General features: G+C 43.5%; 13 protein-coding genes and 1 pseudogene. 12 read left to right on the plus strand and 2 right to left on the minus strand.

Annotated features, from left to right (window positions below; all coding sequences use genetic code 11):
• Window positions 1-43 precede the first annotated feature (43 nt).
• Together ACGF7G_RS05465 and ACGF7G_RS05470 are read right to left on the minus strand one after the other, a co-directional pair.
• Complete coding sequence (locus tag ACGF7G_RS05465; protein ID WP_387464051.1) at window positions 44-1204, minus strand: FAD-dependent monooxygenase; 1161 nt, start codon at window positions 1202-1204, stop codon at window positions 44-46.
• Complete coding sequence (locus ACGF7G_RS05470; RefSeq protein ID WP_387464053.1) at window positions 1201-8424, minus strand: amino acid adenylation domain-containing protein; 7224 nt, start codon at window positions 8422-8424, stop codon at window positions 1201-1203. The genes ACGF7G_RS05465 and ACGF7G_RS05470 overlap by 4 nt, the downstream gene beginning before the upstream one ends.
• Before the next feature lie 974 nt (window positions 8425-9398).
• Here ACGF7G_RS05470 and ompR point away from each other — a divergent pair.
• The 12 genes and pseudogenes from ompR to ACGF7G_RS05530 all read left to right on the plus strand — a co-directional run bounded on the left by ompR (window position 9399) and on the right by ACGF7G_RS05530 (window position 20766).
• Window positions 9399-10118, plus strand: coding sequence for a two-component system response regulator OmpR (gene ompR, locus ACGF7G_RS05475; RefSeq protein ID WP_133814365.1), 720 nt, complete (start codon window positions 9399-9401; stop codon window positions 10116-10118).
• A complete protein-coding gene (envZ, locus tag ACGF7G_RS05480) occupies window positions 10115-11446 on the plus strand; it encodes a two-component system sensor histidine kinase EnvZ (protein WP_387464054.1) in 1332 nt (443 codons plus the stop codon). The genes ompR and envZ overlap by 4 nt, the downstream gene beginning before the upstream one ends.
• Window positions 11447-11658: 212 nt before the next feature.
• Window positions 11659-12699, plus strand: coding sequence for a phosphate ABC transporter substrate-binding protein PstS (pstS, locus tag ACGF7G_RS05485; RefSeq protein ID WP_387464055.1), 1041 nt, complete (start codon window positions 11659-11661; stop codon window positions 12697-12699).
• Window positions 12700-12796: 97 nt separating this feature from the next.
• Window positions 12797-13753: a phosphate ABC transporter permease PstC gene (gene pstC / locus ACGF7G_RS05490; protein ID WP_387464087.1), complete on the plus strand. Its 957-nt coding sequence runs from the start codon at window positions 12797-12799 to the stop codon at window positions 13751-13753.
• A gap of 1 nt (window position 13754) precedes the next feature.
• Window positions 13755-14639 (plus strand): phosphate ABC transporter permease PstA, encoded by an 885-nt coding sequence (gene pstA / locus ACGF7G_RS05495; RefSeq protein ID WP_387464057.1) that lies wholly within the window; start codon window positions 13755-13757, stop codon window positions 14637-14639.
• A gap of 32 nt (window positions 14640-14671) precedes the next feature.
• Entirely contained in the window at window positions 14672-15442 is a 771-nt protein-coding gene (pstB, locus tag ACGF7G_RS05500; RefSeq protein ID WP_387464088.1) for a phosphate ABC transporter ATP-binding protein PstB, read from the plus strand.
• A gap of 14 nt (window positions 15443-15456) precedes the next feature.
• Window positions 15457-16176, plus strand: coding sequence for a phosphate signaling complex protein PhoU (phoU, locus tag ACGF7G_RS05505; RefSeq protein ID WP_387464059.1), 720 nt, complete (start codon window positions 15457-15459; stop codon window positions 16174-16176).
• A 154-nt stretch (window positions 16177-16330) separates the two neighbouring features.
• Window positions 16331-17167, plus strand: a complete 837-nt coding sequence (locus tag ACGF7G_RS05510) for an ABC transporter substrate-binding protein (protein WP_387464061.1) — start codon at window positions 16331-16333, stop codon at window positions 17165-17167.
• Window positions 17168-17247: 80 nt separating this feature from the next.
• Complete coding sequence (locus ACGF7G_RS05515) at window positions 17248-17985, plus strand: amino acid ABC transporter permease (RefSeq protein WP_387464063.1); 738 nt, start codon at window positions 17248-17250, stop codon at window positions 17983-17985.
• A gap of 1 nt (window position 17986) precedes the next feature.
• Window positions 17987-18730, plus strand: a complete 744-nt coding sequence (locus tag ACGF7G_RS05520; protein WP_133814357.1) for an amino acid ABC transporter permease — start codon at window positions 17987-17989, stop codon at window positions 18728-18730.
• 979 nt (window positions 18731-19709) lie between these two features.
• Window positions 19710-19913, plus strand: coding sequence for a phototemtide A NRPS accessory protein PttA (pttA, locus tag ACGF7G_RS05525; protein WP_339959283.1), 204 nt, complete (start codon window positions 19710-19712; stop codon window positions 19911-19913).
• A 99-nt stretch (window positions 19914-20012) separates the two neighbouring features.
• Window positions 20013-20766, plus strand: a pseudogene (locus ACGF7G_RS05530) (IS30 family transposase).
• Window positions 20767-20834: the final 68 nt, after the last annotated feature.

Here is a 20834-nt window from a genome sequence, read left to right on the forward strand (position 1 = left end):
ACTGGATTCGGTGACGGAGATTGAATTGCCATTTTATAATGTCTCAACTATCCATGGTAAATATCAGGGAACTTTTAATATTCTGTTTTAATGCGGACTCAGGTGCCAAGCGCAAGGCCAGATTTCGTTTCAGTCGAGGGAAAAAACGATCCTCTTGCTCAATATCACTCATCGATCTTGAGGCATTGACCATCGTTTCCGTTCTTGGAATACGTGTTTTTTCATAAAGGCGCAATGCAGCTATAGGATCAGCTTTCTGCCTGATAGCGTGAGCCAGAACGGCTGCATCCTCCATTGCCATTCCGGCACCTTGCCCTAAGCTGGCCAGCATCGGGTGTGCGGCATCACCTAATAATGTGATGCGGTCTTTTCCCCAATGTGGAGAAAAAGGGCGATCCTGAGCGGGAACGGCGATAATGTCTGTCGAAGGCGTTTTTAAGATGATATCTGAGACAATATTTGGCCAGCCCTGGTAGAAATCGGCAACGTCTTGGTTGGAACCTTGCCATGTTCGAGCTTGTTTGTCTTTCATATTGGACGTTCCCCACCAATAGACTTCTCCCCCGCCAATGTCAATTAAACCAATCCGTTTACCGGCTCCCCAATAATGCACGATATAACCTGGCGTAATTTGCGGGTGCCGGTAACGAGTGATAGCCAGCCAGCAAATATAATCAGCAGGGCGGGTAGGTTCCGAGCCATGAATTAGATTCCGTACGGTAGAGTAAATGCCATCGGCACCGATGAGTATGTCTCCCTGGGCTTCACGGTCATCAGCAAACTTTACAAACACACCAGTGGCAGATTGATTAACTGCAATCACCTTAGCAGACGTTTTGACTTCAATATCAGGTAACTGTTGCAATAGTGCCTGTTGTAATGCCTTACGTGAGATACATACGCTGGCAGCGCCATTTTCTGCGGAAACCTCTGTCAGAGGTAGTCGTCTTAATAAACGATCACCAGCGGTACGTATTTCAAAGGTTTTGACGGGAGCACCGAAGTGCTCCAAATTAAGATTGATACCCAAGGTGCCAAGCGCAGCTAAAGCATTAGACATCACGGATAACCCAGAACCACTGGTTCTCAGCTCTGGTGCTTGTTCGTAGATCTCGACGGTGCAACCGATGTGTTGCAGAGCGACTGCGGTTGTCAATCCACCAATCCCTGCACCTATAATAATGACTTTCAATGGTTTGTTCATTTTATGCTCTTAATTGATGTTGTGGTTAGAGAGGAGGAGATACGCATTTCATTCAAAATTACTTTTGCTACCTCGGCAACGTAGGGCTCTTCCATTATTTCCAGATGATCGCCAGGGACATCAATGACATTTAGCTTACCTGTAGTCTTATTGCCCCAGCCATTTTTGGGATCACGATATTCACTGCAAACAGCGTCATGCATCGAACGTAATATGTTGGGTAAAGGCCGGGTCGCATGCAACAATGTCATATCAACATTGGCAATATTATGCGTTGAATAATCCGCCGCAGCCTGCCAGTTAGTCTTGTAGACTTCAAACAGTCGCTGCACCACAGCTCTTGAACTCGCTTGTGGAATGGCTCCGGTAACGATGGCGTGTTCGGTGATATATTCAAAACGTTCTTGCAAGGTAGTTATGTGTTTAGGAACAATCTGTTCAGGTAAACTCGCTCCTTGGTTAAGCCATAGCAGTTCCCAGAAGAACCAATTCAGCAAGGCGTCATCATCTGTTTTCCACCGTGATTGTGCATTCAGTGTCATCGTATCCAGCACAAAGAGGTCAGCTATTTTCTCGCCTGACTCTTTCAGTTGCCGGGCCATTTCAAAAGCGACAAAGCCGCCATATGACCAGCCGCCCAGTGAATAAGGCCCTTGTGGCTGTATTTGCCGGATAGTTTGAATATAGTTAGCTGCCTGTTGTTGTACCGTGGCGAGAGGTGTTGATCCCGCGTCAACACCATGAGCCTGCAATGCATAAAATGGCTGGTCAGCCGGCAAGTGTTTCACTAAACGCAGATAAGACAGAACGTTACCGCCCATGGGATGGACGAAGAATAGCGGGCGGCGTTTACCGGTGGTACGCATCGGCACCAGTGGGCTAAAGTGCGCTTGTGCATCACTGTGGCGAACCCGCAGCGCCAACTGAGCAATTGTTGGATCACTGACAAATACCGATAGCGGAATATTGACGCCAAAATGTTTTTCAACCAGCACCACCAAACGCATGGCTGTCAGAGAGGTTCCTCCCATATCAAACAGATTCTGATGTACAGAAATCGATGGGATCTTTAATAAATCGGCGGCCAGTTCGCATAATGTACGTTCATAGCTATCGTTAGGTTTCCCATCATGACTGTCGGTATGGTGCCGGGTGATAACGGTTTGGCTTAATTGACGGTCATCCCTTTTGCCACTCGGTGTTTTAGGCAGGGAATCCAACCATTCGATATGGCTGGGGATCATATATTGCGGTAGAGTGGCAAGCAGATGCTCAGATACCTTATCAACTATATTGTCACTCTTTTCTCCCACCAGAAATGCCACCAGGAAACGGTCATTGGTGTTATGTTGCTGAATAACAACAGCGATGTCTTTGATGAATTGATCTGTACCTGGTGTACTGGCAATAGCGAGTTCCACTTCTGCCAGCTCGACCCGGTAACCACGTACTTTAACTTGGGAGTCTTTGCGTCCCAGGCACAATATCACGCCATTATTCAATTTGATGCCCAGATCGCCGGTACGATACCATTTCCCCGGAGAGTTTGTGAGTGTGATAAAACGTTCAGCGCTCAGTTCCGGTTGATTGTAATATCCCAAGGCTAATAAGGGGCCACTGACATAAATCTCACCACGTACTCCAGGAAAAACTTCCTGTAGTTTATCATCCAGGATCAATACGTTAGCATTGTTAATCGCGGTTCCGATAGGCGGCAATGCCGGGAAGGTTTCAGTATTGCCGCTCATGGTAAATGAGGTAATAACGTGTGTTTCCGTTGGTCCGTACTGGTTTTCAAGGAGCCCATCTTCGAGCTTGCCAATGAACTTCCTGATTTCATCCGTAACGCGTAACTGCTCTCCTGATGAAATCACCACTTTTAGCTTTTCAGGGTAAATATTCAATGTATCCGCTGTTTCTGCCAATTGTTGCAGGGCAACATAGGGCAGATAAATGCGCTCGATTTGGTGCTGATGAAGCAATCGGAGCAGGTTAGCCGGATCTTTGCGCTGCTCATCGCTGATAAGATGTAATGTTCCGCCTGAAGCCAATGTGGAGAAAATTTCCTGGAACGAAACATCAAAACTCAGTGGTGCATATTGCAGTGTCGATGATGCCCTGATTCCACTGGCTGTTGAGTTTTGCCATTTCACTAAATTAGCCAGACTTCGATGCGGCATGGCAACGCCTTTTGGTATACCGGTAGAGCCGGAAGTGAAGAGTAAATAGGCTATCTGCTCAGGAGCAATAGTAGCGGCAGTAGGTTGTATTAATGAGTCTGGTCCTTGAAGCAGTTCATTCACATCAATTAATGGAGTGGCGGGAGGTTGGGGGCTGGCGGGCTGCTGTGCTCTATTGGTAATAATGAGCAATGGTTTTACCTGTCCAATCATTGCTTCAACGCGTTGGGCTGGATAACTTAAATCCAGCGGAAAACAGATTCCCCCTGCACGTAATACACCGATCAAGGTTGCAATCAATTCCGGGGAACGCTTCAGAGCAATTCCTATTGGCGTTTCTGCGCGAACGCCCCATTTTACTAAAGCATCAGCGATCAGTGCCGATTTATGCCAAAGTTCATCAAATCGCCATTTTTCATTGCCATATTTCAGCGCGATTGCCGACTTATACTGGCTGACAGCCCAATTGATTGCATCAATAACCGATGTGAAAGTTGAAGAAGGAGTAATAGCATGAGTGGATATTTTGGGTATTGTGCTAAGTGAGGCTTTTTCGTCACTCCGGCTGACAATATTTCTGAGAATAGTTAAGTAAGCATCAATAAACATATCAGCCTGAACCGATGAGAACACCGTACCATCAAAGTCACAGCGTAATACGTTACGGCCGGTAGCAAAATCTGTCATAACGTTAACCAGGATTTCAAAATTGGTTTCTTCCCAGGGAATGAATGAAATCAAACGCAAATCGGGAGAATTAAAGACTGCTGCTAACGCATGGAAATAGACATAGTTAAAAGCGGTACTGATTTTTGCTCCATCACCCGCAGCTTGCTGGATAGCATTCAGAGGGTATTTTCTATGTGGTGAATGACGTTGCTCTGTGATAAAGACGTCATTGACACACTCTATCCAGGTTTTACCTGTTGCTGAAAAACGAACCGGTAATGTATTAAGGAATAACCCCAATAAATATTCTGAGTTCTGTACCTCAGGCCGGCTATGAGTGATTAAGCCCGTTACAATTTCATCCTGTTCGGCAAATAAGGCAATTGTGGCGCAATGTGCAGCGAAAAATACGGATTTAGTTGATACACGTTGTTGTTGTACCCAGTCTTTTAGCCGTTCTTCTATATCATCGGGTATTGATACTGATTTCGATATTAAAACTTCATCAGATGGAACATCATAGAGCCTATAGCCTGTGACCTGTGTTCGGGATAATCCGGAAAGTTCATTCTGCCAATAGATTTTGTCCTCTACAGATGTCAACGATAGTAGCTCATTCTGTACAGATAATGCGGGTGACGGCAGACGGATATCAGTAATACCCTTTCCATCATTATCAATGTAGTGATGCAGTAATTCGCGTATTAAGTTAGCTACACTGTTGCCATCCAGGATTGCATGGTGAAAACTCAGAATCAGTTCAAGCGCTTCTGCTGTTTTAAATAATCTGATGTTAAATAGTGGTGCCTGATCGAAGAGATAATGATGGTGCGTCTGCTGATGCATATATTGGATAATTTGATATTCAGCGCGGATAATATCAATTTCACTGAGATCAGTAATTGTAACGGCTGAATCAATATTGATAGATTCATTCACGATTTGCAGGGGTTCTTTAAAGTCAGCCAGATTAAAGTGTGAACGTAGGGCTGGGTGCCTTTGAATTAATACCACTGCACTTTTCCTGAAGTGATTGGGTTCCCACTTGGCTTGAAGGGTATAGCGGAAAACATCTTTGTACTTTGCTGAATCATTGGCCTGCTGGCTATGATAGATCAAACCCAATTGCAGCTGTGTCGCCGGATAAGCATCTGCAAAACCAGATAATCTGGCCTTTTCTGCTTCATCAATCAGGGCAAATGGCAACAGATCCAACGTGTCTGTGATAGGTTGTGAGAGTTCAACCTGTTGGCTCAACGCAGAAATTGTCAGATATTGCGTCAACTGTGACAGAGTGACTTTGATGCCGGCTTTTTCAGCTTCGGAACGGATTTTCAGCATCAGGATTGAATCACCACCGATAGAGTAGAAACTATCCTTGATACCAATATTGCTGATGTTCAGAACGCTTTGCCATATTTTAACCAGGGTTTTTTCAAGTTCGGTTGAGGGCCTATGTGCCGTTGCAAGAACTTTATCCTGCGTTAGCTGACTCAGCGCATTGCGATCCGCCTTACCATTCGGTGTCAGGGGTATAAAGGGTACAGCAATAAATTTTGTGGGTACCATAAATTCAGGTAAGGAGTCTAACAGGCGGTCACGTAGCGTATCAGCGGTATAATTTTTACTGGCGACATAATAGGCGCAGAGATAGGTGCCACATTGTTCATTATGCTCAGGCAGGACTTCTGCACGGGTAATGCCCGACATTCTCTCCAGCGTATTCTGGATTTCGCCCAGTTCGATCCTGTTTCCACGGATTTTCACCTGATTGTCAATACGTCCAAGATATTCGATACTACCATCAGGCAACCATCTGGTCAGGTCCCCAGTGCGGTACCAACGCTCTGTTGTTAAACCGGATATGTCACGGATAAACTTCTCATCAGTTAATTCAGGCTTGTTAAGATATCCACGCGCCAGGCCCACGCCACCAATTTGTAATTCCCCTGCTACACCAATCGGCTGCCGGGTGTTGTGAAGCGACATAATACGCAGTGCGGTATTATTGATAGGATAACCAATTGGCACCCGGGTAATCTCGTCCGTCGAACTGGTCGGGATCTCATAATAGGAGACATCGACTGTTGCTTCGGTTGGCCCGTACAGATTAACTAATAACGGCATGTTTTTGCCAAACTGCGTAAATATCCTCTTAAATTGATTTACCCGAGCGGGGGATAATGCTTCGCCACTGGTGAAAATTCTGCGCAAACTGCTAATTTGAGTTATCAGCTCAGGTTGCGTTTCTAGTGTATTAAGGAAAGGAAACAGCATCGAAGGAACAAAGTGCACGGTCGTAACATCATGTTCTTTAATCGCTTTAATGATCTCTAAAGGATCTTTTTGTGCCCCGGGTGGTAGTAAAGCGACAGAGGCGCCAGTGATTGACCACCAGAATAGTTCCCATATGGAAACGTCAAACGAGATGGGTGTTTTTTGCAAAATAACATCGGTTTCATTTAACGGATATTTTTCCTGCATCCATTCCAGCCGATTAACAACTGATCTGTGTTCAATCATCACACCTTTCGGCCACCCGGTGGAACCTGAGGTATAAATGATATAAGCCAATGAATTGGGGTCAGAACGGTTAAGTAACGGTAATGTTACGGTATCAGATGCATCCCGGCTGTTTAACACTTGATAGTGTTCAGCAAATGTTCCATTTATTGAGCGTTCTGTCAGAATGACAGAAACACCACTGTCTTGCAGAATATACTCTATTCTTTCCGCAGGATAAGAAATATCAATGGGCAGGTAAGTTGCCCCCACTTTCAGAGTGGCAAAAATGGCAGCCAGCATTTCTTCGCTACGTTCCATCATAACGGCAACAACATCCCCGGATTGCACTCCATGCCCGACCAGCATGGATGCGATATTATCGGTATGAGCCTGTAATTGTTGATAGTTCCAGGATTGTGAAGCGTGTTTTGCCGATTTAATGGCAATTGCCTCAGGATATAAAGCAGCCTGTTTTTCAAATAAGGTAGAAATGGTTTCTCTGTCAGAGAAAGCGATATTTGGCCCTTGTTCAAAGGATTGCAGTTGTTGCTCCTTCTCTGTCGGAAAAATATCAATATGTGAAATCCCACTGTCCGGTGCTGTGATGATTTGTAAAATTATTTGGGAAAGTGATGCGGTAAACTGTTCAAATGAATAGTCAGTATTGAAAACATCAGCGGCACCCCGGAAATTGATGGCGACATCATTGTTGTCACCATTGGTAATCATATGAATGGCTAAAACATCTGTTTCATGACCATTGGCGTAAGAATTTGTATGGTGTTCAATCTTTTCGAACGCAGGAATCTTCTGTAATTGAAGATAGGAAACTGTAACATCAAATAGCAGGCGGGAAATATTACCGGCCCTATTGTGTGTTTTTATCAGTTGGCTCAGAGGAACATGTTCATATTGTTTCAGAAATTTAATTTTTTGCTTAATTTGCTGGGTTAATACCCGCAAACTCATCGCGGAGTCAACGGTCACGGAAATTGGTAGCGTATTGGCCCATTCACCAATGGTATTGATATTACTTTCCTGACGGTTAAATAGCGGGATACCGATAGTGATATGAGAATTGTTGTGTATCCGTGTTAATAAAACAGCAAGTGCTGTGGTCATAACTAAAAGAGGGGACATTCCAGTAGTTAGTGCACTTTCAACCTGATAACGGGTTAATGTCATCTGCTGTTTTATAAATTGGGTATTTCCGGTTGACTTCTGACGGGTAAATAAAACGGGTTCAACCCCTTCGATAGTTTTCGCCAGCGCAGAAACTTCATTCACCGTGGAAGGGTGTTTTAGATGTTCTAACGATTGGGTAATAGCCGCCAAATACTCTTTTTGCGTGTTAAAGGCATATTCTGGGGCTGGTTCTGAACTTTGATATTGCTGGAGGATTTTTGTGCTGAGTAAATTCATCCCCCAGCCATCGCAAACAATATGATGAGTACGTAACAAAAGGGCAACATAATTAGCTTGGTTCGGGGTAACAATGGCGACTTCTAACAGAGGAACACCGGTTAAACTGAATACTTTAGCCGGCCATGCCGCAATAAAGTCTTCACCAGTTTGAGATTGTGATTGTAAATATTCGCTGTTGATTATCTCGACTTTAACCTCAGCCATACAATGATTGATACGCTGGGTTAATAACTCATTTTCTTCTAAAATTTGTATTTTGCCGATGATTTCCTGATTAAGAACATTATTTGCCGCTATAACGAGCTTATCAAGATTAATATCCCCGGAAAGGTACCGTATCTGTGCCAAAGTGTATTGAGCGCTTTGTGGGTTGCGCTGATTTTCAAAAAAGATATCTTGTTGATATGGAGTAAGAGATATTACTTTTTGTAATTGTTTCATATCGTAACCCTTGAAGACGAAAAGGAACACTCTATGTCATTGCGATTATGTCGACTTTTCATTGTCAAGCAAAAAAATGACATAACAATTTGATTTATTATAAAAGTAATCATGTTTTTATTCTGGCTGGGTGATCCCTGTATTATTTTTCATATTTACTGATAGTAGCCATAATTTGTCATCTGTGACATAGCGTGTAAATTATATTTGTGTCTTTTAACCACTAAAGAGTAAAGTTTTCGCTCCGAAATTGTGAGTCTAAATCTTTCCCATTTTGTAAGGTCAGCGCATTGGCTACATTTGGGTGATCAAGGCATCGTCGTTCCTTCTGGCCACTGCCAGCGAAAAAGTGAGTAGCTATTCAGTTGTCTGGGTAAATTTATTTGTATCAGCGTTGAAGAATTGTATTGGTTGCATGACAGAAAATGTGACGCGCTTCCTGCTTTACTAATAATGAAAAACAGGTCAGAGGGTTCAATCGGAGAAAAAGCGAACTAAATTGTTTATTATGGTAAGAAAAGATTAAGAGAAACCTATCCGGGTAGTTTCTTGTCCAAATATTGGGATGTATTGAAAATGGTCGATCCAGATCCTCGTCAGGAAGGAAAGGTTTATGCTGGCGCGTGGATCTGATGGGAAGATGATATGAAGCGGAAAGCATTGTTCGTTTAGCCTGTCTGATGAATTTGATGCAGTTAGCTGGTGGATTTCGGTTAATTCGCCGGTAGCCAGGATATTGATGAGTAAACCAGCTGGTGCTGAAATTATCGTAAAAAATCAATTAATAACAGCAGGTTATAGGGTTTTGGCAGTCAGTGGCTTACCATTGAATTAACATTCAGATTAATAACGTATGAAAATAAGTCCTATAAGAAATTATCTTAAAATATATATATCTGGTTTCTATCTTTGGTTTAATCTTCTTCATAATGATAAATTTAGCAAAGCATGTAGTATTTATTTGGAGTTCAATAATGCAAGAAGGTAACAAAATCCTTGTGGTGGATGATGACATGCGTTTACGAACGTTATTAGAGCGTTATCTGACAGAACAAGGTTTTCAGGTACGTAGTGCTGCTAATGCGGAGCAGATGGACCGCTTATTGACACGGGAATCCGTTAGCTTAATTGTATTGGATTTAATGTTACCTGGAGAAGATGGGCTTTCTGTTTGCCAAAGACTGAGAAAACAAAATAATCCGGTGCCGATTATTATGGTGACGGCAAGAGGGGAAGAAGTAGACCGCATTGTTGGGTTGGAGATTGGCGCTGATGATTATATTCCTAAGCCATTTAATCCTCGTGAGTTATTGGCACGTATCCGGGCGGTATTACGTCGTCAGGCCAATAAATTACTGGGCATACCCGCTGAGGATGATGCAATTATTAATTTTGGTAAGTTCAGTCTTAATCTGAGTACTCGGGAAATGTTTCAGGGAGATGAACATATAGTACTGACCAGTGGTGAGTTTGCCATATTAAAAGTGTTGGTTTCTTATCCTGGTGTACCGCTGTCCCGTAATAAGCTAATGGGTTTAGCCCTCGGCCGGGAATACAGCACTATGAAGCGATCTATTGATGTTTTGGTTTCACGTCTGCGCCGTGTGATTGAAGAAGATCCTGCACACCCGCGCTATATCCAGACCATCTGGGGGCTGGGCTATGTTTTTGTGCCTGATGGGAGCCGTGTATGAAGCGATTGCGATTTTCCCCTCGCAGCACTTTTACCCGTACTTTATTCTTGGTCATGGCTATGCTGTTTATCAGTCTAGTAACCAGTTACCTGGTCGTTGTGAATTTCGTTATCATGCCAAGCTTGCAGCAGTTTAATAAAGTATTAGCGTATGAAGTTCGTACTTTAATGGCTGAAAGATTGAAGCTGGAGGACGGATCTTTTCTGGTGATCTCACCGGTAGTGCGCCGGGAGATTTATCAGGAGTTGGGTATTACGCTGTATTCTGAGTCTGACGCGGAGATACAAGGTTTACGTTGGGCCAGGCATTATGATTTCCTGAGTGAGAAGATGAGTCAATACCTTGGTGGCAAAGCTGATCTGCGTCTGGAGATAAACAAAGAGAGCCCTATACTTTGGCTTAATTCTTATTTGGCCCCCGATATTTGGGTCAGGGTTCCTCTGACTGAGATCGAGCAAAATCAATTCTCACCCATTTTCCGTTATACATTGGCAATTTTATTACTGACGTTTGGCTGTATCTGGCTTTATATCCGTTTTCAGAACCGGCCCTTGCTGGAAATGGAGTATGCTGCCAGACAGACAGGTAAAGGTATTATGATGCCTACGGTGCGGGAGGCAGGGTCGCTGGAAGTTCGCGCTTCTATTCGTGCATTTAACCAAATGTCCGCAGGAATAAAGTTATTGGAAAGTGATCGGACGATATTAATTGCCGGGGTAAGTCATGATTTGCGTACTCCACTGACACGTATCCGCTTGGCAACAGAAATGATGAGCAAGGAAGATGCTTATTTGTCTGAATCTATCAATAAAGATATTGAAGAATGCAATGCCATTATTGCGCAATTTATTGATTATCTCCGTACCGGGCAGGAAATGCCAATGGAATTCTGTGAGCTTAATTCTATTCTCAAAGAGGTTATTTCCGCAGAGAATGGCTACGAGCAGGATATTGAAAATAATCTGTCTCTTCCCCCAATAACCGTTAACGCGAACCCGATTTCCATTAAACGGGCATTGGCTAATATGCTGGTCAATGCCAATCGTTATGGTAATGGCTGGATTAAAGTCAGCAGTGGTCAGACACATGAATTTGCCTGGTTTCAGGTGGAAGACGATGGCGCAGGAATTAAGCCGGAAGATTTGCCGCAGTTATTTCAGCCATTTGTTCGGGGCGAAAGAGCGCGCAGCAACAGTGGAACGGGGTTAGGTTTGGCTATTGTTCAGCGGATTATTGATGCTCATGACGGGAAAATTGAAATTGGCACCAGCCCAAGAGGGGGATTATCTATTCGTGCCTGTATTCCTGTTGTGGAAGATAATTTTTAATGGCCTGATGATAATCTCCGGCTTTAATTTCAAGGCCTGTGGAAATGACAGTTTTATGTCAGCATCAGGCTGAGTTTGCATTGTGCTGTCATAAAAATGTCATAATTAAGACATTTTGCTGTAACTAAATTGACCTATTTTCCCTTCTACACCTTTTTTAATCTGACGAACACATTTCTTTGTTGATTCTCAATATCCCATTAGGAGGGGTTATGAAACTAATGCGTATCACCGTAGCCGGCATAATGGCAGCGACATTTTCTTTGACAACCCTGTCTGTATTCGCTGCTTCCAGCTTGACGGGGGCAGGTGCGACATTTCCCGCCCCGGTGTATGCCAAGTGGGCAGATTCTTATCAAAAAGAGACCGGTAATAAAGTCAATTATCAAGGCATCGGTTCTTCCGGTGGCGTAAAACAAATTCTGGCAAATACCGTTGATTTCGGTGCTTCCGATGCGCCCTTATCCGATGAAAAATTAGCGGCTGATGGCTTGTTTCAATTCCCGACGGTCATCGGTGGAGTCGTACTGGCGGTGAATATTCCTGGAATTAAATCTGGTGAATTAACACTGGATGGTAAAACGTTGGGTGATATTTATTTAGGTAAAGTGAAAAAGTGGAATGATCCGGCGATTACTAAATTAAATCCGGGGGTAAAACTGCCAGAGCAGGATATTGCAGTGGTACGTCGTGCGGATGGCTCCGGCACCTCTTTTGTGTTTACCCGTTATCTCTCTAAAGTGAATAGCGAGTGGAAAGTAAAAGTCGGTGCAGGTTCCACGGTAAGTTGGCCTGTTGGGTTAGGTGGTAAAGGCAATGATGGCATTGCCGCATTCGTTCAGCGCCTGACGGGGTCCATTGGTTATGTTGAATATGCCTACGCTAAACAGAATCATTTGGCTTATACCAAACTGGTCTCTGCTGATGGCAATGTTGTCAGCCCGACAGAAGAGAGTTTCAGCGCCGCAGCAAAGAACGCGGAATGGCACAAAACGTTTGCTCAGGATTTGACTCACCAACAAGGTGAAAACGCGTGGCCGATTACTTCCACCACCTTTATTCTGGTTCACAAACAGCAAAAAGACGCCGCCAAGGGGGCCGAAATACTGAAATTCTTTGACTGGGCTTACGAGAAAGGCAGTAAACAAGCGAATGATCTGGATTATGCAACCCTGCCAAAAGAAGTGGTTGAGCAAGTTCGTGCGGCCTGGAAAACCCATGTGAAGGATAGCAACGGCAAGGTTCTGTACTAAATCGTGTTGATGGCAACGGTTTGAAGTATCGATTAAATTTGTAGTTTTGATTTCTCCCCCGTTTAAGGGGGAGTTAAACCGGATGAGAATAAGCTCTATGGCCGAACAGAAAACGGCAATAAAAGCACCCAGTAAAAACGGCGATATTATTTTCAGTGCACTGGTTCGGCTAGCTGCGCTGATGACTTTGTTTTTGCTGGGAGGCATCATTATCTCGTTGATTATCGCCTCCTGGCCCAGTATCCAGCAGTTCGGCATCTCTTTCCTCTGGCATAAAGAGTGGGATGCCCCGGCAGAACAATTTGGTGCATTGGTGCCTATTTACGGTACGTTGGTCACTTCGTTGATTGCTTTGATCATTGCGGTGCCTGTCAGTTTCGGGATTGCACTGTTTCTGACGGAACTGGCGCCTAACTGGTTGAAACGTCCGCTTGGGGTAGCAATTGAGTTGCTGGCCGCAATTCCAAGTATTGTTTATGGTATGTGGGGGTTATTTGTTTTTTCACCTCTGTTTGCCACCTATTTTCAGCAGCCGGTCGGCAATATCCTTTCCGGTATGCCAATTGTGGGTGAACTGTTCTCCGGTCCGGCCTTTGGTATCGGCATTCTGGCGGCTGGTGTCATTCTCGCTATCATGATTATCCCTTATATCGCCTCGGTTATACGTGATGTGTTCGAACAAACACCGGTCATGATGAAAGAATCCGCTTATGGTATCGGTTGTACTACCTGGGAAGTTATCTGGCACATTGTATTGCCTTACACCCGCAATGGCGTGATTGGTGGTGTCATGCTGGGCCTTGGCCGTGCGCTGGGGGAGACGATGGCAGTGACTTTTATCATCGGTAATACTTACCAGCTCGACAGTTTCTCATTGTTTATGCCGGGCAACAGTATTACTTCTGCGCTGGCAAACGAATTCGCTGAAGCTGAATCTGGCTTACATACCTCAGCATTGATGGAGCTTGGCCTGGTTCTGTTTGTGATCACCTTTATTGTGCTGGCGTTGTCAAAATTAATGATAATGCGTCTGGCGAAGAATGAGGGGCGTTGATATGGCAACAATGGATGGGCAAAAGCCTATTGATGCAAATGCACGCAGCCGTAAGCAGGCATGGCGCCGTCAGAAAAACCGCCTCGCTCTGCTGTTATCAATGGCAACCATGTTGTTTGGTCTGTTCTGGCTGGTGTGGATTTTGTTCTCCACAGTCACCAAAGGCCTTGATGGTATGTCGCTGGCGTTGTTCACAGAAATGACACCGCCACCGAATACGGAAGGTGGTGGCTTGGCAAATGCCATTGTTGGTAGTGGGTTGTTGATTTTATGGGCGACGATTATCGGTACTCCGTTGGGGATCATGGCGGGTATCTATCTGGCCGAGTATGGCCGCCGTTCATGGTTGGCAGAGGTGATCCGCTTTATCAACGATATCTTGCTGTCAGCGCCTTCGATTGTCGTCGGCTTGTTTGTTTACACTGTCGTTGTAACGAAAATGCAGCACTTTTCCGGTTGGGCAGGGGTGATTGCCTTAGCGTTGTTGCAAGTGCCGATTGTCATCAGGACCACTGAAAACATGTTGAAACTGGTTCCTGATAGCTTACGTGAAGCAGCCTATGCCTTGGGAACGCCTAAATGGAAGATGATTTCGGCCATCACGCTGAAAGCCTCAGTATCCGGCATTATCACCGGTGTATTGCTGGCAATTGCCCGAATTGCCGGGGAAACAGCGCCGCTGCTGTTCACCTCTCTCTCGAATCAGTTCTGGAGTACTGATTTGAGTCAGCCAATTGCCAACTTACCGGTCACTATTTTTAAATTTGCGATGAGTCCATTTTCCGAATGGCAGCAACTGGCGTGGGCAGGCGTATTATTGATAACCCTGTGTGTATTGCTGATTAACATTGTAGCGCGTGTGCTGTTTGCCAAGAAAAAGCACTGACTGATATTTTCAACAGAGAGAAGTAAATGAACATGGCTAATGATATCGCTGGCAGTAAAATTCAGGTACGTGATCTGAACTTTTATTACGGCAAATTTCACGCGCTGAAAAACATTACGTTGAATATTGCAAAGAATAAAGTAACGGCTTTTATCGGTCCGTCTGGCTGTGGTAAGTCTACGCTGTTACGGACTTTCAATAAAATGTATGAATTGTATGGTGAGCAGCGGGCAGAAGGAGAAATTTTGCTGGATGGCAATAATATCCTGACGGACAAACAGGATGTGGCGTTGCTGCGTGCCAAAGTGGGAATGGTATTCCAGAAGCCGACTCCATTCCCGATGTCTATTTATGACAATATTGCTTTTGGTGTCCGCCTGTTTGAGAAACTCTCAAGAGCAGAAATGGATGAACGCGTTCAGTGGGCTTTGACCAAAGCCGCATTGTGGAATGAAACCAGGGATAAATTGCATCAGAGTGGATACAGTCTGTCTGGTGGTCAGCAACAGCGTTTATGTATTGCTCGCGGAATTGCGATCCGTCCGGACGTTCTATTATTGGATGAGCCTTGCTCCGCACTTGACCCGATTTCTACCGGTCGTATTGAGGAGCTGATCAGCGAATTGAAATCTGAATATACTGTGGTGATTGTGACTCACAATATGCAGCAGGCCGCGCGTTGCTCAGATCATACTGCGTTTATGTACCTTGGTGAATTGATTGAATTCAGTGACACAGACACATTGTTTACCACACCAAAAATGAAACAAACTGAAGACTATATTACCGGTCGTTATGGTTGATTACGGGGCGTAACATGGACAATCTGAATCTCAATAAACATATTTCTGGTCAGTTTAATGCTGAACTGGAGCATATCCGTACTGAACTGATGGTGATGGGCGGGCTGGTGGAGGAACAGCTCTCCAAAGCGATTACCTCAATGCATAATCAGGATGCGGAACTGGCGCATGAAGTGATTGAGGACGATCATAAAGTCAATATGATGGAAGTCGCTATTGATGAAGCATGTGTTCGCATTATTGCCAAGCGCCAGCCGACGGCCAGTGATCTGCGGCTGATTATGTCAATCTCGAAAACCATTGCTGAACTGGAAAGAATCGGAGATGTGGCAAAGAAAATTTGCCAGACGGCACTTGAGAAATTTTCACATCAGCATCAGCCACTGTTGGTGAGTTTGGAATCGCTTGGCCGCCATACCATTCAGATGCTGCATGATGTTTTAGATGCTTTTGCTCGCATGGATCTGGAAGAAGCTATTCGTATCTATCACGAAGATAAAAAGGTGGATAAAGAGTATGAAGGCATTGTCCGCCAACTAATGACTTATATGATGGAAGATCCCAGAACCATTCCAAGTGTGCTGACGGCCTTGCTCTGTGCGCGTTCTATTGAACGAATTGGCGATCGTTGTCAAAACATCTGTGAATTCATTTTCTACTATGTCAAAGGACAGGATTTTCGGCATGTCGGTGGTGATGAATTGGAAAAGTTGCTGACTAAAGATAACAAGTAACTCGCTGACAATGCTGGCATTTTTTTGCCAGCATTGTGTTACCTTATAATTCTTAATAGTTATAAATATAGTTTTTTATATTATTTCCTGCACTATAGTGAAATTGATAGCTTGTGGCGATTAATAAACATTTAATTACCGTCAGGAGTTTTCAATGAAATCCCGCGTTCTTGTCACGGCGTTGCTGGCTGGGCTAGCACTGGTTACTGGTGTTGCGAAGGCCGATAAACTGGATGATATTAAAAAAGCCGGCACAGTGCGGATCGCTGTTTTTGACAGTAATCCCCCGTTTGGTTTTATTGACCCGCAAACTAAAAAGCTGGCGGGTTATGATGTGGATATCGCAAACGCGATTGCAAATGACCTTGGTGTTAAACTGGAACTGCGTCCGACTAACCCGGCAAACCGTTTACCCCTGTTGGTATCAAAGAAAATTGATCTGATTGCCGCCAACTTTACGGTAACGGATGAGCGTGCTAAACAAGTTGATTTTTCAATCCCTTATTTTGCCACTGGGCAAAAATTTATTGCCCGTAAAGGCGTTCTGAAATCTCCGGATGACATTAAAAACTTACGTATCGGTGCTGATAAGGGAACAGTACAGGAAATCACTCTGCGTGAGCATTATCCGACAGCAAAAGTCATCTCTTATGACGATACGCCTCTGGCATTTGCTGCGCTGCGTAACGGCAATGTACAAGCAATCACTCAGGATGACGCTAAACTGGTTGGTCTGTTGGCTAACGTACCGGCAGCACAAAAAGCGGAGTTTGAGATCTCTCCTTTCAGCATCACCCGTGAATATCAGGCTGTGGCTGCGGTAAAAGGGCAAGAACGCTTGGTTGAAGCGGTGAACCAAACGCTGCTGAAACTGGAAAAAGAGGGTGAAGCAGAGAAAATTTATAACCGTTGGTTTGGCCCGGAGACCAAGTCGTCTCAGCCGCGAGGTGACTTTAAGTTTGCGCCTTTGGAGCAGCAAGCCAAGTCCTGATGAGTGACAAACCTTGGTAATCAGCCCAGCGCCTTGTGTTGCGGGGTTTTATCATTGGTAATGTTTGGTAATCGTAAGATATGTTTGAGTTATTTGTTACAGAACACTTGCTTGCTCCCCAATACCTGGCGTGGCTTTGGCAGGGTTTCCTGATTACGCTATGGATATCTGCTTGTACCGTTGTGGCTTCCACATTGCTGGGTTTTGTTCTGGCTGCTGCCCGTGACAGCCAACTAAAAATTCTCCGTTGGCCGGTGACGGCTTATACCACCTTGTTTCGCAATACGCCTCTGCTGGTGCAACTGTTTTTCTGGTACTTTGCATCAGGGCAAATATTGCCGCAAGAGGTGATGTTCTGGCTGAATACACCTCATGAAATCAATCTGTTAGTCCTATCATTGGCATGGCCTTCATTTGAATTTCTGGCTGGATTTATCGGTTTAACCCTCTATTCAGCTCCATTTGTCGCGGAAGAATTACGGGCAGGTATCCAGGGCGTAGGGCGTGGGCAGAAATATGCGGCTCATGCATTGGGGCTGACCGGCTGGCAGGCAATGCGTTATGTCGTACTGCCGCAGGCGTTGAAGATAGCAATGCCGCCATTATTGGGGCAGTACATGAATATTGTGAAAAACTCGTCGCTGACAATGGCGATTGGTGTAGCTGAACTGTCATACGCTTCCCGTCAGGTGGAGACTGAGACACTGAGAACATTTGAAGCATTTGGTGTTGCGACGGTGTTGTATATCGCCACGATTGCGGTCATGGAAGGTTGGGGACAATGGCGTCAACAACAAGCTATAGCAAGAGGACATTAAAATGGATTTTTCAGTCATTACAGAAAACTGGCGCTACCTACTGTTAGGGACCTTCCCTGATGGCCCCCTTGAAGGGGCGGCGTTGACATTGGTCATCAGCCTGATGGCTGGTGTGATTTCTATTGTATTGGGTACAGTTGCAGGTGTTGCTTTGGCAATGCTGAAAGGCTTCTGGGTTAACCTGTTAGCCGCAGTATTGGGCTTTTTCCGTGCAATTCCAGTCATTATGCTGATTTTTTGGACTTACTTCCTGTTGCCTGTGATGCTTGGCATGGAAATTCCTGAAATTACTACAGTGGTTTGTGCTCTGGCGTTGATCACCTCTGCTTATCTGGCTCATGGGGTGAAAGCGGGAATTATTGCGATTGGTGCGGGCCAGTGGCAGGCCGGGTTATCATTAGGTTTCAACCGTTGGCAGGTACTTTGGTACATTGTTTTGCCACAGGCATTACGCATGATGGTGCCTTCCTTTATTAATCAGTGGATTGCTCTGATAAAAGACACTTCTCTGGCCTATATTGTTGGCGTGGCAGAGCTGTCATTCCTGGCAACTCAAGTGAATAACCGCAGTATGGTGTATCCGACAGAAGTCTTTTTATTTGTCGCGTTGATTTATTTTGTGATGTGTCTGACGCTGGAATTGACAGCAAACTATATTGTTCGCCGTTTCTCTCTGCAACGTAGGAAAATGTCTATTTTCCGTTTTTGGCGGAAGGAAAAATTAATTTTGGCTCCCCAATATTAACTCTTTCTTTATTTAATGATTTGTATTTACCGCATAATCTCCCTATTCTAATTATAGGGAGATTTTTAATGTTAATTTATTTTGTCTGATTTTATATTATTGAGGTATATTTTCACTCTGAAATGTAAACAATAATGAAATTATTAAGATAAATAGAGGGTTTTTTGAAAATAAGAAATATTTGTTGAAGTGACAGAATAATAATTTTTTTGAATAATATGGCGATGATTAACTTATAAAATATTATAATAAATTAGGAATCTTATTATTAATTATTATATTTACACCCTTCTGGATTTACAGAAATATTCGATATTTTAGTTGATTGTTATCGAACATGATTAAGACGAGAGCATAAAATATATGGTCACTCCCGTTTTTGCAACCCTGATTTTGATTAATAGTGGGTTTGCTTAAATCTATCCGGCGTCTCTATGGGCAAGGATGCCCACACCTCAATGAGTTCTGCACCTGATGAACCTAAAAAAGTGTGGGGCACTTTACCGATTGGCGATAAAATAACCGACTCAACACGTCTGTCATCAAATCCCTATTTTGTTTAGCCGGTAATGCAATGGAGTTAATAAGGCGCTCATTATTTATTGCCAACGCGAACGGCCGTATTAAACGGTGAGCTAGAGGCACAATTTGAGTGTTGGTATCTGGGAGTAAAATTGGGAGAAGAAACAAAAAACCATCTAACCGCAGCGATTACAGCATAGAATAATACCCCACGTTTTTTTATGCTCTCCTTAATCCAATTAATCATAAAAGATAAAATTAATCACTAGATTATATGATACAAATAATATGTTATTCAATATTTGTCTTTGCAGTGAGTGTGTTATTTCATTGTGTATTTCAACTTTCTTAAAATATAAAATAATCATAAATGTGGCTTTTGTCACGAAAAAAATATTTTTTATTGACTTGTCAAAGTTAATACATAATATTTTTTAAATCATGAACCAAACTGAGGATTTATGTTTTGAGCAATCCATTTGAAAATCAATCTCTTGATTTCTTTGTATTAATAAATGATGAAGATCAACACTCATTATGGCCTGTATTCATCGCAGTACCTGCTGGTTGGCAAGTTATCTACGGACCAGAAAAACGTGAGAATTGTTTGGGTTTTGTAGAGAGTAACTGGAAAGATATGAGGCTAAAAAGTTTGCAGTGAAATAAATTGGAAAAGGCGGATTCGACTAATAAGTGCAATTTTTCAGAAGGGCGGTCAGTTACTATAATAGGCATCTTTCCTGCCACAGGAAAATGCACTATGACCTATAAACAACTGACCGAAGCAGAAAGATACCCGATTTTCAGTTTTAAAAAAGTGGGTTTTTCACAACGTTTCATTGCTCAATCACTCAGTCGAAGCCCATCAACCAGTAGCGGAGAGTTGAAAAAAAATCAGAAAGTAAAAAAATATTGTCCGAAACAGGCTCATCTTCAGGGGGTTTTTCGCCGTCATTTTACAAAGAAAGCCACAAAAATGACCAAAGAAATAAAAAAATGGATAAAGCGGCTAATTTGCCAAGATTTAAGTCCTGAACAGGTGGTTGATTATCTAAGGAAGTATGAAGGGACATCCTTGCATCATGAGACCATTTATAGATTGATTTATAAAGATCAAATGGACAGAGGTGACTTATGGCAATATCTCAGAGTTGCCAGTAAACGGTATGGCTGTTATGAAAGAAGGGGAAAAATTAAAAACAAAGTCAGTATTAATGAACGCCTAGAAATCGTTGATAAAAAAGCACGAATTGGTGATTGGGAAGGTGATACGATAATAGGAAAAGATAAAAAAATGTATTATCAACGCTGGTTGAACGTAAGACACTCTATATAATCATTATCAAACTGAACAGAAAAAAGCATCAGAAGTAGCTGAAGACACAGTGACGGCTTTATACCTGTTAAAACAAATGGCTAAAACAATGACGTTTGATAACGGTTTAGAATTAAATAATCGTCCCCGAAAGACTCATGGTGACAAAAACCTAAATGGACTATTTAAAGGGATATGAACTTGTTTACTCGTAGCTTAATTATGTTGCGCTTACTATGCGAAACCACCAAACAAAAACATTATCCC

Origin of the sequence: Photorhabdus sp. RM323S, assembly GCF_042879375.1 — a bacterium.
Classification (GTDB): domain Bacteria; phylum Pseudomonadota; class Gammaproteobacteria; order Enterobacterales; family Enterobacteriaceae; genus Photorhabdus; species Photorhabdus tasmaniensis.

Bases quoted from the DNA above. Each gene is read 5' to 3' on its own strand.
- ACGF7G_RS05515 (WP_387464063.1), top strand. From the start codon at position 17,248: ATGTTTGAGTTATTTGTTACAGAACACTTGCTTGCTCCCCAATACCTG.
- pstS (WP_387464055.1), top strand. From the start codon at position 11,659: ATGAAACTAATGCGTATCACCGTAGCCGGCATAATGGCAGCGACATTT.
- ACGF7G_RS05470 (WP_387464053.1), bottom strand. From the start codon at position 8,424: ATGAAACAATTACAAAAAGTAATATCTCTTACTCCATATCAACAAGAT.
- envZ (WP_387464054.1), top strand. From the start codon at position 10,115: ATGAAGCGATTGCGATTTTCCCCTCGCAGCACTTTTACCCGTACTTTA.
- ACGF7G_RS05465 (WP_387464051.1), bottom strand. From the start codon at position 1,204: ATGAACAAACCATTGAAAGTCATTATTATAGGTGCAGGGATTGGTGGA.
- pstA (WP_387464057.1), top strand. From the start codon at position 13,755: ATGGCAACAATGGATGGGCAAAAGCCTATTGATGCAAATGCACGCAGC.
- ACGF7G_RS05520 (WP_133814357.1), top strand. From the start codon at position 17,987: ATGGATTTTTCAGTCATTACAGAAAACTGGCGCTACCTACTGTTAGGG.
- pstB (WP_387464088.1), top strand. From the start codon at position 14,672: ATGGCTAATGATATCGCTGGCAGTAAAATTCAGGTACGTGATCTGAAC.
- ompR (WP_133814365.1), top strand. From the start codon at position 9,399: ATGCAAGAAGGTAACAAAATCCTTGTGGTGGATGATGACATGCGTTTA.
- phoU (WP_387464059.1), top strand. From the start codon at position 15,457: ATGGACAATCTGAATCTCAATAAACATATTTCTGGTCAGTTTAATGCT.
- pstC (WP_387464087.1), top strand. From the start codon at position 12,797: ATGGCCGAACAGAAAACGGCAATAAAAGCACCCAGTAAAAACGGCGAT.
- ACGF7G_RS05510 (WP_387464061.1), top strand. From the start codon at position 16,331: ATGAAATCCCGCGTTCTTGTCACGGCGTTGCTGGCTGGGCTAGCACTG.